The sequence below is a fragment of the Agromyces albus genome (assembly GCF_004134825.1).
Lineage (GTDB): Bacteria > Actinomycetota > Actinomycetes > Actinomycetales > Microbacteriaceae > Agromyces > Agromyces albus.
Map to the genome: position 1 here is coordinate 122,532 of NZ_SDPN01000007.1, position 15,048 is coordinate 137,579.

Annotated in this window: 15 protein-coding genes, 1 tRNA gene and 3 pseudogenes; 4 read left to right on the forward strand and 15 right to left on the reverse strand. The window is 69.6% G+C overall.

The window, feature by feature from the left end; translation table 11 throughout:
- Positions 1–194: pseudogene (locus ESP51_RS20990) on the forward strand (3,4-dihydroxyphenylacetate 2,3-dioxygenase); the annotation flags it as partial.
- Positions 195–315: 121 nt separating this feature from the next.
- Here the strand turns inward: ESP51_RS20990 and ESP51_RS20995 are convergent.
- The 6 genes and pseudogenes from ESP51_RS20995 to ESP51_RS05920 form a co-directional block, all read right to left on the reverse strand.
- Positions 316–636, reverse strand: coding sequence for a DUF559 domain-containing protein (locus ESP51_RS20995; RefSeq protein WP_241843002.1), 321 nt, complete (start codon positions 634–636; stop codon positions 316–318).
- A gap of 475 nt (positions 637–1,111) precedes the next feature.
- Positions 1,112–1,243: pseudogene (locus tag ESP51_RS21235) on the reverse strand (type IV toxin-antitoxin system AbiEi family antitoxin domain-containing protein); the annotation flags it as partial.
- A 241-nt stretch (positions 1,244–1,484) separates the two neighbouring features.
- Positions 1,485–2,261: an alpha/beta fold hydrolase gene (locus ESP51_RS05905; RefSeq protein WP_241843003.1), complete on the reverse strand. Its 777-nt coding sequence runs from the start codon at positions 2,259–2,261 to the stop codon at positions 1,485–1,487.
- Positions 2,258–2,860, reverse strand: a complete 603-nt coding sequence (locus tag ESP51_RS05910; protein WP_129519966.1) for an isochorismatase family protein — start codon at positions 2,858–2,860, stop codon at positions 2,258–2,260. The genes ESP51_RS05905 and ESP51_RS05910 overlap by 4 nt, the downstream gene beginning before the upstream one ends.
- Before the next feature lie 89 nt (positions 2,861–2,949).
- Positions 2,950–4,428 carry a D-alanyl-D-alanine carboxypeptidase/D-alanyl-D-alanine-endopeptidase gene (locus ESP51_RS05915; RefSeq protein ID WP_241843004.1) on the reverse strand — a complete coding sequence of 493 codons (1,479 nt, stop codon included), beginning with the start codon at positions 4,426–4,428 and terminating at the stop codon, positions 2,950–2,952.
- 42 nt (positions 4,429–4,470) lie between these two features.
- The gene (locus tag ESP51_RS05920; RefSeq protein WP_129519967.1) at positions 4,471–5,457 is read right to left on the reverse strand and encodes a Gfo/Idh/MocA family protein; all 987 of its coding nucleotides are present in this window, start codon (positions 5,455–5,457) and stop codon (positions 4,471–4,473) included.
- Between the two features lie 126 nt (positions 5,458–5,583).
- On the opposite strand from ESP51_RS05920, the gene ESP51_RS05925 reads away from it, so the two are divergent.
- Together ESP51_RS05925 and ESP51_RS05930 are read left to right on the forward strand one after the other, a co-directional pair.
- Positions 5,584–6,381, forward strand: a complete 798-nt coding sequence (locus tag ESP51_RS05925; protein WP_129519968.1) for an SGNH/GDSL hydrolase family protein — start codon at positions 5,584–5,586, stop codon at positions 6,379–6,381.
- An 85-nt stretch (positions 6,382–6,466) separates the two neighbouring features.
- Positions 6,467–6,826 carry a hypothetical protein gene (locus ESP51_RS05930; protein WP_129519969.1) on the forward strand — a complete coding sequence of 120 codons (360 nt, stop codon included), beginning with the start codon at positions 6,467–6,469 and terminating at the stop codon, positions 6,824–6,826.
- Positions 6,827–6,953: 127 nt separating this feature from the next.
- Here the strand turns inward: ESP51_RS05930 and ESP51_RS05935 are convergent.
- The 5 genes from ESP51_RS05935 to topA all read right to left on the reverse strand — a co-directional run bounded on the left by ESP51_RS05935 (position 6,954) and on the right by topA (position 13,335).
- A tRNA-Thr gene (locus ESP51_RS05935) sits at positions 6,954–7,029 on the reverse strand.
- 112 nt (positions 7,030–7,141) lie between these two features.
- Positions 7,142–8,704, reverse strand: a complete 1,563-nt coding sequence (locus ESP51_RS05940) for an alpha/beta hydrolase (protein ID WP_129519970.1) — start codon at positions 8,702–8,704, stop codon at positions 7,142–7,144.
- Positions 8,701–9,873 carry a DNA polymerase III subunit delta' gene (locus ESP51_RS05945; RefSeq protein ID WP_129519971.1) on the reverse strand — a complete coding sequence of 391 codons (1,173 nt, stop codon included), beginning with the start codon at positions 9,871–9,873 and terminating at the stop codon, positions 8,701–8,703. Before ESP51_RS05945 ends, ESP51_RS05940 begins: the two co-directional genes overlap by 4 nt.
- A gap of 43 nt (positions 9,874–9,916) precedes the next feature.
- Entirely contained in the window at positions 9,917–10,537 is a 621-nt protein-coding gene (tmk, locus tag ESP51_RS05950; RefSeq protein ID WP_129519972.1) for a dTMP kinase, read from the reverse strand.
- Entirely contained in the window at positions 10,534–13,335 is a 2,802-nt protein-coding gene (topA, locus tag ESP51_RS05955) for a type I DNA topoisomerase (RefSeq protein ID WP_129519973.1), read from the reverse strand. Before topA ends, tmk begins: the two co-directional genes overlap by 4 nt.
- A 212-nt stretch (positions 13,336–13,547) precedes the next feature.
- Here topA and ESP51_RS05960 point away from each other — a divergent pair, with 212 nt between their 5' ends.
- Positions 13,548–13,784 carry a hypothetical protein gene (locus tag ESP51_RS05960; RefSeq protein WP_129519974.1) on the forward strand — a complete coding sequence of 79 codons (237 nt, stop codon included), beginning with the start codon at positions 13,548–13,550 and terminating at the stop codon, positions 13,782–13,784.
- A gap of 2 nt (positions 13,785–13,786) precedes the next feature.
- Here the strand turns inward: ESP51_RS05960 and ESP51_RS05965 are convergent, their stop codons facing one another.
- From ESP51_RS05965 to ESP51_RS20550, 4 genes and pseudogenes are all read right to left on the reverse strand, one after another.
- Entirely contained in the window at positions 13,787–14,155 is a 369-nt protein-coding gene (locus ESP51_RS05965) for an Rv3654c family TadE-like protein (protein ID WP_129519975.1), read from the reverse strand.
- A 26-nt stretch (positions 14,156–14,181) separates the two neighbouring features.
- A complete protein-coding gene (locus ESP51_RS05970; protein WP_241843005.1) occupies positions 14,182–14,490 on the reverse strand; it encodes a TadE family type IV pilus minor pilin in 309 nt (102 codons plus the stop codon).
- Between the two features lie 16 nt (positions 14,491–14,506).
- On the reverse strand, positions 14,507–14,776 hold the full coding sequence (locus tag ESP51_RS05975) for a DUF4244 domain-containing protein (RefSeq protein WP_129519977.1): 270 nt from the start codon (positions 14,774–14,776) through the stop codon (positions 14,507–14,509).
- Positions 14,777–14,850: 74 nt separating this feature from the next.
- Positions 14,851–15,048, reverse strand: a pseudogene (locus ESP51_RS20550) (type II secretion system F family protein); the annotation flags it as partial.

Here is a 15,048-nt window from a genome sequence, read left to right on the forward strand (position 1 = left end):
ACTGGTGGGGCAACCCCGTCGTGCCGAGCTGGTACACGGAGGCCTCGCTCGTGCTCGACCTCGACGGCGAGCCGCAGCCCGTGGTGGCGCGCACCGACGAGTCCGAGATGGAGGTCACGATCGGCGCCGACGGCTTCTCGTACACCCGCAAAGACGACGAGCAGCGCGGCTTCAAGCTCGGCAACACCCTGTGACTCCGTTCCCGATTCACCTGCCCGGGCCGTAACTCCGGACACTCGAGCCGACGCCCCGAGCGGGCGACCTTCCTTTCCGGCGTGTCGCCCGCGGCATCCGGAGTTGTGCACATCGAAGCGCTCATGCAAGCTCCCGGCGGTCACGCCCGTCGCCCCAAAGGTGAACGGCGCGCCGCATGAGCATGCGCACCGCGTGGTCGATCGACTCCCACTCGTCGAGGACCTGGCGATGGCTGAACGAGATGTGCGCGTAGCCGACCGCCTTCAGCCATCCGATTCGTGCACGGTCCCGATCGAAGGCGCCGGGTGCGGTGTGCGGCCCCTCTCCCTCCACATCGAAGATCAGCCGCTCGCCGATCAACAGGTCGGCCCAGTACCCGCCCGGCATCGGCACCTGCGCGCGCACCGGGACGCCCGCCGCACGAAATCGCTCCCGAGCCACCGTTTCGCCGACTGCTTGGCTCCCCGTGATCGAGCGTCGGGCAACCAATCGAAGCGACGGCGTCATGCGCTGCATGAGACGAGCGAACGCGGCGTCGTCGAGCAGCTGGGGCCTCAGGCATCCAATCGACCCGTTCGCGGGCCGAGTCGAGGGCACAGAGCACCTCGAGTTCCGGGAGGCAGGTGAACATCTGGACGAGACACTCCTCGAGCGACACCAATGTTCCCCCGGTCGAACCGCCGCGCGCCCAATGCAGCCGTACCCCGGCGGATGCCTCGCCCGGCAGGAGCCTCCGGCTCGAATCGTCGGGATGCCGCAGTCGCGTGGCATGGGCATCGACATCGACGTGCAGTTCGTGGGGAACATTGAGCACTCGCAGGCCGTGCAGACCCGCGGCGGACACGCACGCGAGCCGGCCGCCGACACGCACGGCGCGTTTGACCTCGGCCGGGACGCCCGGGTCGGCGAACACTCCCCGCCGAAGGCGCTCGACCTCCCCGTGCTCGACGGCGGCGGCGATCCTCGGGCGACTCACACCAGCCGCGAGCAGGTCCGCCGCGGTGCATACGCCGCCGTGTGCGCGTGCCACCTCCCGCGCTCCGAACATGTCAGGAGCCTCGCAGTCGTGGAGGGATGCATCCGTCGGTCCTCTGCGACCTGTGGAGCATCGGCGGCACGAGCCGCCTCGGGAGGAGAAGCCGCCGCGCGACCGAGCGTGCGGACATCCGGATGCCTCGAGCGACACCCCGCGCGACGGGTTTCACCGAGCGGCGTGTCGGCGGGCGCATCCGGAGTTGCGAACCCACGACAGGGCAGGTGAGGACTCGTCGAACGCTCGAAGGACCAGCTCAGGCGAGGAACTCGATCGCGGCGTCCTTGAACGCCCGCGCCGTGAGCGTCGACACGTGGTCGCGTCCGGGGATCGACACGTAGTCGGCGTCCCAGTCGAGCGCGAGCTCGCGTGCGCCTTCGGGCACCGGATCGTTCTCGCCGGCGACGAACAGCGTCGGGATGTCGCCCGGGATCGAGAGCGGCGCTCCCTGCACGCCTTCGATGCAGGCGAGGAGCGCCTCACGGTCGGCGCCCGCAGAGATCGCGGGCCGGAGCAGCTGGTCGATGAGCGGATTCCTCGACGGCTCGTCGCGCAGCAGCACGGCGCGCGCCTCCTCGAGATCCCATGAGGCGAAGAGCTCGTGCGGCCCCGCTCCGCCGATGACGACCCGGCGAACGCGCTCGGGGGCGATGGAGGCGAAGGCCGACACCACCCGATTGCCCATCGAGTAGCCGATCAGGTCCACCTGGCCGACGCCTGCGGAGTCGACCACGGCGAGCAGGTCGGCGCCGAGCAGTTCGGGCGAATAGGAGTCGCCGTCGACCGGCTTGTCGCTCTCGCCGTGTCCGCGCAGGTCGAGCGTGATCACGGCGCGGCCCGCTGCACGAAGCGCCTGCACCCAGCCGGTGCCATCCCACGTCACGGCCGAAGTCGATGCGAACCCGTGCACGAGGAGCACGGGCGGCAGCGCGGCATGCGCTTCACCGGACCCATGCAAGCGGTAGGCGATGAGCACGCCGTCGGATGACTCGGCGTAGAGACTGGGCACCGGTGCCGTGTCGGCTCGCCTCACGAGGCGGCCCTGTCGAGCGCGGTCGACTCGGTGATGTCGGCGCCCGCGTGGCCCAGTTCGGCGAGTGCGAGTTCGGAGGTCGAGGCGGCGACGCCGGCGATGAGGTCGGTGAAGACGCGCACGTGCTGGCCGTGCTCGAGCGCGTCGAGCACGCTCGCCCGCACGCAATAATCGGTCGCGATGCCGACGACGTCGACGTCGGTGATGCCCCGGCTGGTGAGCACGTCGCTCATCGAGGCGCCGTCGTCGTCGGTGCCCTCGAAGATCGAGTAGGCAGGCACCCCCTGACCCTTGCGGATGTGCACATCGACGTGATCGAGCGAGAGCGCCGGGTGGTATTCGGCGCCCTCAGTTCCCGCGACGCAGTGCACGGGCCAGGTCTCGACGAAGTCGGGCTCGCTCTCGACCGCGAAATGACCGCCGTTGTCTCCCTCGGCGGAATGCCAGTCGCGGGATGCCACGACCACGTCGTACTCGCCGCGGTGCCGTTCGAGCAGCTCGGTCACGCCTGCAGCGACGGCGGCGCCGCCCTCGACACCGAGCGCACCCCCCTCGGTGAAGTCATTCTGCACGTCGATGATGAACAGGGCCCGGGTCATCGGCTCGCTCCTTCGCTCGTCCTGCATGCGGCCGATCCGGCCGCACCTCCATTCTTCCAGTCAGCGCGGCCGGTTGGACGGCGGCGGCACTACTGGTTGGAGAGGTTGTCGCCGCAGAGGAAGAAGCCGGTGGTGAGGGTGTCGATCGCCTGCTTCGCCTCGTCGGTCACGTCGCCGAGGGCGTAGATCGCGAACGTGAGGGTCGAGCCGTCTTGTGCACGGATGACGCCCGAGAGCGTGTACCCGCTCTCGATCCATCCCGTCTTGGCCGAGACTGCCCCGGAGGCCACCGCGTTCTCGCCCTGGAACCGGTCGTTGTAGGAGAGCGACCCGCGCTGGCCCGAGACGGGCAATCCGTCCATGAGGATGCCGAGGTTGCCCTCGCGCGCATTGATCTTCACGAAGAGCTGGGTGAGGTAGGCCGGCGGCACGGCGTTGTCGTCGCTGAGTCCTGAGCCGTCGACGACGGTGATGCCCGTCGTGTCGAGCCCGTAGGCCGCGAGCCCCTCGAGCACCCCGGCGTTGATCGCACTGAAATCATTGCCGGCGCCCGTCTCGATCGCGACGAGGCGAGCGAGCATCTCGGCGACGGAGTTGTCGGAGACGACGAGCGCCTTGTCGACGAGTTCGGCGACAGTGGGCGAGAGCACCCGGCCGAGCTGCGCGGCGCCGGCCGGGGCCGTGCCGCGCTCGATGACCGAGATGCCGCCGAGCTCCGATGCGAAGGCGTCGCCTGCGCGTGCGATCGGATCGGGGCTGCGCCACGAGGTGTTGCTCGACGGGCTGTCGCGGTCGCCGTCGACCTGCAGCGCCGTGATGTTCGACATGTAGCCGTCTTCGCGCTCGATGAGGTCCCAGGTCGGATGCCACTCGTCACCGCCGAAGAAGCTCGCGTCGAGCACGAGCTTCGTGAGCGGCGGATTCGAGGGGTCGGCCGACCACGCGCTTCGCACCTGCTGTGCGAGCTCGTCGAGGTGCGCCGCGCCGGGGTACACCGTGGTCGTGCCGCTGGGCGTTCGTGAGAGGGTCACGTCCCCGCCGCCGACGAGCACGACGGATCCGGGCTCGGCGCCTTTCACGACGGTCGTGGCCGCGCGGTGGTCTGGGCCGAGTACCGACAGCGCGGCCGCCGCGGTGAGCACCTTCATGACGCTCGCCGTTCGCGAGGGCGTGGCAGCGCCACGGTCATAGAGCGCCTCGCCCGTGGCGGCGTTCCTGACATGCGCCTGCAGGTTCGCGAGGCGGCCGTCGGCGGCGCGGTCGGCGACGGAGCACGTGCGGATGCGGCTCGCAGGCGCAACTGCCGCGGGCACCGGCCGGGCGGCATCCGGCGTCGGGGTGGGGGTCGACCGCGTTGCGACGGCGACCTCCTCGCCCGCACCCGTGGCGGCGCCGGCGAACACGGCTCCAGTGCCGAGCAGCGCGAATGCGAGCACTCCACCGGTGATCGAGAGGGTGAGCCGGTGCTTGCGCACGAAGGCGCCGAACCGTGCCGACGCCGCGCCCGCGGTCACTGCCGTCTCCGCCTGGGCAGGTTCGAGCGTCGGGTCATCCTTCCGGTCATCCACCCCGGCATTGTACGTGCCGGTTTCGGCAGGCTGCTCCGAAGGTCATTCCCCCGGGTAGCGCAAGCCGATCTGCTCGCGGATCGCATCGAGCGTTCCCAGAATCGCGACCGTTTCGTCGATGGGCAGCACGTCGCCGCCCAGGGTGCCGGCTGCGACGAGCCGTTCGACGGCTTCGGCCTGGCAATGCATACCTCGCCCGTTGACGTCGATCGGGCGGAACTCCTCGATGACGGTGCCATCTGGGGCGACCACGCGGAAGCTCGCGGGCGTGTACCAGACCCGGTCGATGTCGATACGAGCTTCGGTGCCGAGCACCACGGCGGTGTTCGGCCCGCTCGAATCACTCGCCGAGAGCGTCGTGGCGACTCGCCCGCCCTCGTAGCCGAAGATCGTCGCGATCTGGGCATCGGCACCGGTGCTCTTGAACGTCGCCGTCGACTGGATCGTGAGGGGCGCCCCGAAGAGGTCCCAGGCGAAGGAGATCGGGTAGATCCCGAGGTCGAGGAGGGCGCCACCGCCCAGCTCGAGCGCGTTGATGCGGTGTGCCGGGTCGTCGGAGAGCTTCTGCGTGTGATCGGCCATGAGCGCGCGCACCTCGCCGAGTGTTCCCTCGGCGATGATCTCGCGGATGCGTGCCATGTGGGGCAGGTAGCGGGTCCACATCGCCTCGAGGGCGAGGAGCCCCTTCGCTGCCGCGAGGTCGGCGATCGCCTGGGCCTCACGGGCGTTGACCGCGAACGGCTTCTCGACGAGCACGTGCTTGCCGGCCTCGAGTGCGAGCATCGCGTTCGACGCGTGCAGCGGATGCGGCGTCGAGACGTAGATCACGTCGACCTCCGGGTCGGCGACGAGCGCCTCGTAGCTCCCGTGCGCGTTCGGGATCTCGAACTCCGCGGCGAAGGCCTCGGCGGCCGCACTCGACCTCGAGCCCACCGCCTGCACGGTGAATCCGTTGATCTTCAGGTCGCTCGTGAAGGCGCGGGCGATGCCACCCGTCGCGAGGATGCCCCAGCGCAGTCGTTCAGTCATGGCGACAGCCTAACCGCGGGCGGCCACGCTGAAATCGCTCCGAAGTCGGGAAGCTGCACCGGAACGAGGCGGCTGTCTGTCCTGAATCGGGTCGCGGCGAGATCCGATCTGCTCTAGCCTCCGCCTATGACAACGACGTCTCGAATCCGCCGCCAGATGAGCATCCTCGGCGCCACCGCCCTCATACTCGCGACCGCTCTCGTCGGCGCCGTTCCCGCGCAAGCGGTGCCCGGTGGACCGACGCAGACTGCCGCCACATCGAAAGTCGCCTACGCGGCCCTCGGCGACTCGTATGCCGCTGGTGTCGGCGGGGGCGGCTACCTCGACACGTGCTTGACGAGCCCGGCCGGCTATCCGAGCCTGCTCAGCGCCGATCCCGGCGTGCGCCATGTGGCTCTGCTCGCGTGCTCGGGCGCCACCACGGCCGACGTCACGACCCAGCTCTCCGCGCTCACCCGGCAGACGAAGCTCATCACGATCACGGTCGGGGGGAATGACCTCGGGGTCGACGTGCTCGCCTCGGCATGTGTCGCGGGCACGGTCGACGATTGCTTTGCGGCCGTTGCCGTGGCACAGGCGAGGCTCCCGCAACTCGCGGCCGATCTCGCCTCCACATTTGCGGCGATCGGCGCGGCGGCACCGAAGGCGACGGTCGTCGTCACGGGCTATCCACTCCTGTTCGAGTCGCCGACTGATCCGCGGAAGGTCGCGGTGAACCAGGGCATCATGCTGCTCAACGATCTCATCGAGGCGACCGCCACCGGCGCGGGATTCCTCTTCGTCGACGTCGAGTCGGCGTTCGCCGGCCACGGACTTGACAGCGCGGATCCCTGGATCCACGGCCTCGCCTCCCCCGAGGCGTTCCACCCGACGGTCGCCGGGTACGAGGCCTACGCCGCGGCGATTCGCGCGGCGATCGGCTGAGTCGATGTGCTCGTTCAAGTGGGAGTGCTCCACGAGCCGAGCGCAAGGGATTGTCGGCAGGCTTGCATTCCGATAGTCGTGGAGTATGGACCGCATTCACTATGCAGGTGGAGACCTGCTGACCGGAAGCAACATCGCACGGTCGCTGCTCGCGTATGCGGAGGCGCTGGCGCAACGTGAGTCGGCGGCATCCGTCGAGATCCCTATTCGCCACAGCGATGGCACGGTCGGGCGCGCGAATATCCTCATCGGTCCCGCGAGCCAACTCGTCTCGGAGTCCGAGACGATCGGCGGGGAGGAGCTCGTCGACGACGCCCTCGTGGCCGACCTGGATCGGCGCACGGCCGGTCTCGCGACGATGCGCCCGGTGACCGGCATTCCCGCGAACGCGAACGTCACCGACGACCCGATCGACTTCGACTGGGACGGGAACGAGGACGCCTGATATGGCCCGATTCCGCCGCGGCCCTGTGCGACCGTCTCCGCATGCCAACTCCGCCGACATGCGGAGCGGCCGTGTCTTGGGGCCGGACGCACGAACGGCCCGGATTCATCCGGGCCGTTCGAGGTGATGGAGCCGCCTGTGGGAATCGAACCCACGACCTTCTCATTACGAGTGAGACGCTCTGCCGACTGAGCTAAGGCGGCGTGGCATCCGCTGCGCCGAGGCGCACCGGTTGGCACGAGAATCTATGTTAGCGGGTTTCGCAGGCGCCGTTGAACACCCTTGCGTGCCATGGCCGTCGGCCCGGCCGGCCGATCAGCATTGCGGATCGCTCGCGGGAACCGTGCCGTCGATGAAGAAGGACTCGACGGCGTCGTTCACGCACGAGTTCGACTTGTTGTACGCCGTGTGCCCCTCGCCCTCGTAGCTGACGAGCGCGCCGCTCTCGAGCTGCTCGGCGAGCGCGACCGCCCACTCGTACGGCGTCGCGGGGTCGCCCGTGGTGCCGATCACGAGGATCGGCTCCGCGCCTTCGGCGTGGATCTCTTCGCGATCGCGGTCGCTCGTGTGCGGCCAGTTCACGCACGTGAGGTCGCCGAAGCCGAAGTAGCGTCCGATCGTCGGCGCGATCGCGGCGATCTCCGCGGCCTTGTCACGCATCACCGAGACATCGGACTGGTACGAGTAGTCGAGGCAGTTGATCGCTCGGAACGCCTCGGTCGAGTTGTCGAGGTAGGTGCCGTCGGCGTTACGCCCGTTGTAGCCGTCGGCGAAGCTCAAGGCGGTGTCGGCGTCGCCCAGCATCACCGATTCGAGCATCTGGCTGAGGTACGGCCACGAGTCGGCGCTGTAGAGCGGGTAGATGATGGCGGTGAGCAGGGTGTCGGCTCCGACGAGGCGGCCGTCGGTGCCGCGAAGCGGGCTCTGTTCGACGGATGCCAGGAGCCGGCCGATCTCCGCTATCGCCTCGTCGGCTGAGCCGCGGAACGGACAATCGCTGCCGGCGAGGCAGTTCTCGACGTAGGCGCGGAGCGCCTTCTCGAAGCCCACCGCTTGCGCCTTCGTGACCTCGAAGTCGCTCGCCGAGGGGTCGATCGCGCCGTCGAGCACGAGCCGGCCCACCTTGTCGGGGTAGAGGTCGGCGAACGTCGCGCCGAGGAAGGTGCCATACGAGTAGCCGAGATAGTTCAGCTGCTCGTCGCCGAGCACCGCGCGCAGCAGGTCGAGGTCGCGAGCGGCGCTCACCGTGTCGACGTTCGCGAGCAGGTCGCCCGACTTCTCGGCGCACGCCGTGCCGAAGTCCTTCGCCGAGGTCTCGACCGCGGCGACCCAGTCATCACTCCCGCGCTCAGCGGGGATGATTCCGTAGAGGTACTCGTCCATCTGGGCGGGGTCGTAGCAGGCGACCGCACTCGAGCGGCCGACCCCGCGCGGGTCGAATCCGACGATGTCGAAGCGGTCGCGCAGCGGCTCGCCGACGGCGTAGCTCAGGGAGTCGGCCACGAAGTCGTATCCGGAGGCGCCGGGGCCGCCCGGGTTCACGAGCAGCGAGCCGATGCGGTCGCCGGTGGCGACGTGACGCACGAGGGCGAGCTCGATCTCGCCCGACCCGGGGTCGTCCCAATCGAGGGGTGCCTTGGCCGTGCTGCAGCCGAGCTCCTCTCCGCATCGCTCCCACTCGAGCACCTGTTCGTAGAACGGCTGCAGGTCGGCGTCGACCTCCTCGCCCGTCGGCGTCGACTGCGACTTCGGCGGGTTCAGGAAGGTGGGCATGCAGGCGCTGAGCGCCAGCGCCGACGCGAGCGCGACCGCCGCCAATGCCATGCGCCGCGCGCGCGGCATCCGTCGTTCGCGGTTCGGTTCGCGTGTGCCGTTCATGCGGCCCCCCGTTCGGTGGTCGGTCTGCGGATCGCCGAGACGAGCATCGCCTCGAGCGCGAGCGCGGGTTGCACGTTGCCGTCGATGCGATCGCGAGCCGACTGGATGGCATCGAGCGTCGCGAGGGTGCGGGCAGGCGAAGCGGATGCCGCGGCATACTGCAGGCGCTCGAGCAGCTCTCGGTTCACGAGCTCGACGTCGGCGCCGAGCTGGATCAGCAGGATGTCGCGGTAGAGCGACGCGAGATCGACGAGGATGCGGTCGATGCCGTCGCGAAGGCTCCGCGTCGCGCGGCGCTTCTGATCGTCTTCGAGCGCCTTGAGCTGCGGGCGGAGCGCATTGGGCACCGCTTGGCCGGGCGCGACGCCGAGCGAGTGCAACGCGTGCGCGCGCTCTTCGGCGTCGCGCAGCTCGGTGATCGCCTTCGCGTCGTCGCCCGCGATCTCGAGGAAGCGCGCCGCCGTGGCGACCGCGGTCGCCGCCGAGCGCACCTCGAGCGCGAGCCGGAGCGTCTCGGCGCGACGACTCCGCGCCTCATCGCTCGTCGCGAGCCGATGCGCCATGCCGATGTGGCTCTGCGCCTCGCGCGCCGCGCGCTCGGCGAGCACGGGATCGACGCCGTCGCGGCGAACGAGGAGCGACGCGACATCCGCGATGCTCGGAACCTGGAGGCGCACGGAACGAACCCGCGAGCGGATGGTCGGGATGAGGTCGGCCTCGCTCGGTGCACACAGGATCCACACGGTGCGCTCGGGCGGCTCCTCGAGCTCTTTCAGCAGGAAGTTCGAGGTCTGCTCGGTCATGCGGTCGGCGTCTTCGACGATGATCACGCGGTGACGCCCGACGGAGGGCGAGTAGTGCGAGCGGCGCACGATCTCGCGCACGTCGTCGCGCTTGATGATGACGCCCTCGGTGGCGAGCACGTGCAGGTCGGGGTGGCTACGCGCCTCGACCTGGATGCGGGTGGGCTCGTCGCCGTCGGGGTCACCCGAGATGAGCGCGGTGGCGAAGGCGTATGCGAGGTTCGAACGCCCCGATCCGGGAGGGCCGGTGATGAGCCACGAGTGGGTCATCTGCTGGGCGCTGCTGGCGATGCCGGCGGTGCTCGCGGCGCCGCGGAACACGGCGATCGCCTGATCCTGCCCGGTCAGTTCGCTCCACACGCTCACGGTTCCACGCTACCTTCCGCCGCCGACCGTGGCCCGCTCGATCTCAGAGGAGTTCGGCGACGCGCGTGCGGATGGCTGCGGCGATCTCGTCGGCGGGCAGCGCCGCGTCGACCACGAGGAAGCGATCGGGCTCGGCTGCGGCGATCGCGAGGTAGGCGTTGCGAACGCGGTCGTGGAACTCGGATGCCTCGGCCTCGAGCCGGTCGTACCTGGTGCGCGCCTCGTCGAGACGGCCTCGCGCTGCACCGGCGTCGAGGTCGAGCAGGATCGTGAGGTCGGGTCGCAGACCTTCGGTGGCCCATTCGGAGAGGCCGCGGATCGCGTCGGGGTCGAGCACGCGGCCGACGCCCTGGTAGGCGACCGACGAGTCGATGTAGCGATCCTGGATGACGACGTCGCCGCGTTCGAGCGCCGGACGCACGACGGTGGCGACGTGATGGGCGCGGTCGGCCGCGTAGAGCAGCGCCTCGGCCCGGGGCGAGATGTCGCCGCGGTGGTGCAGCACGATCTCGCGAACCTCGACGCCGACCGCGGTGCCGCCGGGTTCGCGAGTGCGCAGCACCGTGCGTCCCTGCTCGGAGAGCCAGCGGTCGAGCCGTTCTGCCTGCGTGGTCTTGCCGGAGCCGTCGCCGCCCTCGAGGGTGATGAAGACGCCCGAGCTCACGACGTGCTCTTCTTGGCCGGCGCCTTCTTCGCGGGCGCCTTCTTGGCGGTGGTCGTGCGCGCGGTGGTCGTTCGCTTCGCACGCGGCGCGGCGGGACCCTTGTCGCGCTTGATCTGCAGCAGCTCGACGGCTCGCTCGAAGGTGATCTCCTCGACCGATTCGGCCCGCGGGATCGTGGCGTTCGTCGTGCCATCGGTGACGTAGGGACCGAATCGGCCGTCTTTCACCTTGATCGGCTTGCCGCTCACCGGGTCGTTCTCGAACTCCTTGAGTGCGCTCGACGCGCTGCGGGCACCGTACTTGGGCTGCGCATAGAGCGCGAGTGCACCGTCGAGGTCGATCTCGAAGATCGCGTCCTCGCTCGGGAGTGTGCGCGTGTCGGCGCCCTTCTTCAGGTACGGACCGTAGCGGCCGTTCTGCGCGGTGATCTCGTCGCCCGACTCGGGGTCGGCGCCCACCACGCGCGGCAGGTCGAGCAGTTTCAGCGCCGTCTCGAGGTCGAGCTCCGCCGGCTCCATGCTCTTGAAGAGCGAGGCCGTGCGCGGCTTGGCCGCTGCGACCTTCTTCGCGGCGCGTTTCAGCTTGGCCGGCTCGATGACCTCGCCGGTGGCTGCATCGACGGATGCCTCAGGCGCGGCCTCGGGCTCGGGCTCGACTTCGGTCACGTACGGGCCGAACCGCCCGTCTTTCAATACGACCTGCTTGCCGTTCACGGGGTTCTCGCCGAGCACCCGGTCGCCCTGCACCGGCGCCTCGATGAGCTCGCGGGCCTTTGCCTCGGTGAGCTCGTCGGGGGCGAGTTCGGTGGGGAGGTTGACGCGGCGCGGCGGTGCGTCGGCCTCGGCATCCGGATCCACCGTCTCGAGGTAGGGGCCGTACTTGCCGATGCGTAGGGTGATGTCGGGGGCGATCACGACCGAGTTGATCTCGCGCGCGTCGATGTCGCCGAGGTTGTCGACGACCTGGCGGAGCCCGCGGTGCGTCTCTGAGCCGAAGTAGAAGCCGTTCAGCCAGTCGACCCGGTCGGCCTCGCCGGCGGCGATCCGGTCGAGGTCGTCTTCCATCTCGGCGGTGAAGTCGTATTCGACGAGATCGCCGAAGTGCTCCTCGAGCAGGCGCACGACCGAGAAGGCGATCCAGCTCGGCACGAGTGCCTGGCCGCGCTGCGTGACGTAGCCGCGGTCGAGGATCGTCGAGATGATCGACGCGAACGTCGAGGGGCGGCCGATGCCGAGCTCCTCGAGCCGCTTCACGAGGCTCGCTTCGGTGTAGCGCGGGGGCGGGCTGGTCTCGTGGCCCTTCGCCTCGAGCTCGGCGAGCGTGAGGGCCTGGCCCTCGGTGAGCGGCGGCAGCTTCGCCTCGCCTGGCGCGTCGTCGGCGTTGCGCTCCTCGTCGCGGCTCTCCTCATAGGCCGCAAGGAAGCCGCGGAAGGTGATGACGGTGCCGCTCGCGGTGAACTCGGCGATGGCTCCGGTGATGGGCACGGATGCCTCGGCGGGAGCCGAAGCATCCGTCGCCGTGGGACCGACCTCGATCGTGACGGTCGCGGTCTGACCCTTCGCGTCGGCCATCTGCGACGCGACGGTGCGCTTCCAGATGAGGTCGTAGAGCTTGAATTCGCTGCCGCGCAGCACGCTCTGCAGCTCGGAGGGCGTGCGGAACACCTCGCCCGAGGGTCGGATCGCCTCGTGCGCCTCTTGGGCGTTCTTGCTCTTGCCGGAGTAGACGCGCGGCTTGTCGGGGATCGAGTCGGCTCCGTAGAGGGCGGTGGCCTGCGCGCGAGCCGCCGTGATCGCCTGCTGCGAGAGCGACACCGAGTCGGTTCGCATATAGGTGATGTAGCCGTTCTCGTAGAGCGACTGCGCGACGCGCATGGTGTCGCGCGCCGAGAGGCGGAGCTTGCGCGCCGACTCCTGCTGCAGCGTCGAGGTCGTGAACGGTGCAGCGGGCCGCCGGGAGTAGGGCTTCGATTCGACCTTGGAGACGGTGCGGTTCACGCCCTCGGCACGCAGTGCGGTGACGAGCGCGTGCGCTGCGGGCTCGTTGAGCACGACGGCCGAGCCCTTGAGCTTGCCGGAGTCGTCGAAGTCGCGGCCGGTGGCGACGCGATTCCCGCCGAGGCGCACGAGCCGTGCTTCGAAGGCCGACGCCGCCTCACCGCTCGCGAAGCGTCCGATGAGATCCCAGTAGCCGGCGGCGACGAACGCGAGCCGTTCACGTTCGCGATCGACGACGAGCCGGGTCGCGGCCGACTGCACGCGGCCGGCTGACAGGCCGGGGCCGACCTTGCGCCACAGCACCGGCGACACCTCATAGCCGTAGAGACGGTCGAGGATGCGGCGGGTCTCCTGCGCGTCGACGAGGGCGGTGTCGAGTTCGCGGGTGTTGTCCTTCGCCTTCTGGATCGCGTCTTTCGTGATCTCGTGGAAGACCATTCGGCGCACCGGAACCTTGGGCTTCAGCTCCTGCAGGAGGTGCCACGCGATGGCTTCGCCCTCGCGGTCCTCATCAGTGGCGAGCAGGAGCTCGTCGGCGTTCTTCAGCGCGCGCTTCAAGTCGGCGACGGTCTTCTTCTTCGAGTCGGAGACGACGTAGTACGGCTCGAACCCGTGCTCGACGTCGACCGAGAACTTGCCGAGCGAGCCCTTCTTGAGCTCGGCGGGCAGGTTCTTCGGCTCGATCAGGTCGCGGATGTGCCCGACCGACGACAGCACTTCGTAGCCCTCACCCAGATACTGGGCGATGGACTTCATCTTGGTCGGCGACTCTACGATGACCAATTTCTTCGCGCCTGACACCAGACTCCTCTTATTCCAACATTTGAGACGGGAACGCACATGAATGCCGCGCCCCCGAGCGGTGTGTGCCATCGACCGGCGACTCGCTGCGCCGACAGCCACACCATACACACCCTCACCGTGAGTGCACCGATGCTCGTCGCGAAATGGCACACGCCGGCGTCGCGCGTCGAGCCCTTGCGGATCGTGGCGGTCGGAGGAGAATTGCCCGCATGGATACGTCAACCACCGGCTCGTACACCGCAAAGCTGATCGACGGACCACTCGAGGGCAAGACGGTCGCAACACCCTTCCTCGAATCGGGCGATCCACGTCCGCGGTTGGAGCTGGGCGCCGAGCACGGCAAGCACTACGTGTACTCGCGGGCCGCCGGCCTCGAGTTCAGCGCCGACGACGACGACAGGCCGACCGCGGTCGAGTATCGCTTCGTCGAGACCGTCTTCGTCTGAGCTCAGCCCGACCATTCCCCCGTCTGTTCCGGGGGCCCTGCCCTCGCTGCGGCGTCGAGCTCGAAACCGAGCACGGAAACCGTCACGGTGACGGATGCCGCCGGCCCCAGGGCCTCGCACGAGCCGAGCGTGGCGCCGTTGCGCGCCGCCACCTGCCCCGCGAGCTGACAAGGCACGCCGGGCACGGCACCGGAGGTCGCGTCGGCAGCGGCGAGCGCCGCGGCATCCGCTGCGTTGGCGGCCCGCTGCGACGCCACGAACACCGTGAGCATGGGAACGACGGCGACGGTGAGCGCGACGATCGCGCCGACGATGCCGAGGGCGAGCACGGATGCCGCGCCGCCCTCGTCGACGATCGACCGCCGCCTCATCACCCGCCGCAGTACCGATCGCCGCATCATCGCCCGCCCGTCACGGCGCACGATTCCGCGCGCAATTCGATCGCCGCGAGAAGCCCGTCGCCCGGGGTACTGAGCGTTGCGCAGACGAACATGCCGTCGACGGCGACGCCGAGCGCGGCGCCTCCGGAGACGCGGTCGGCGATCGCGCCCGCCTCGGCGGCCGACTCCCCACGGCCGAGCGCACGGGCGGCGTCGGCCGCGGCATCCGTCAGCCGCACCTGTTGGGCGATGAGCTGTACTGACGCGAGGCAGGCCGCGAGCACGAGTGCGATCGCAGGCAGCGCGACCGCGAACTCCGCGGTCACGCTGCCCCGGTCGCGGTCAGCCGACGGTGAGCGCATTCCGCACGAGGTCGGTGAGGATGCCGCGCACCTCGTCGCCGCGCAGGATGAGCACGAGGAGACCGGCGAAGCCGACCGCGGCCATCGTGGCCACCGCGTATTCGGCCGTCGCTGCACCTCGTTCTCCGGCGAGACGCCGTGCGACGGTGCGGAGCCCGGCGCGGAGGCAGCGCCGCGGCGAGCGATGACCCGGTATCGACGACGACCTATCGCGCTCGGCGGCCTCGATCGGTGTGGCGGGTTGGTGCATGAGGTGTTCCTTCCTGTAGTGCCGAGGTTTCGGTGTGCCGAGGTCTCAGCGGGTGGCGGCACGAGCGTTGGCCGTCACCCGGCACCGACGAGGGTGCCGGTGATGACGGAGATCATGAGGGGCGCGACGCCGAGCAGCACGAACGCCGGCAGCACGCAGAGCCCGAGCGGCAGCATGAGCCGAACGCCGAGGGTCGCAGCGCGCGCCTCACCCGCCGCCCGAGCCGAGCGCCGCAGCCGGAAGGCCTCGGCGCGCAGCAGCTCGGCGACCGG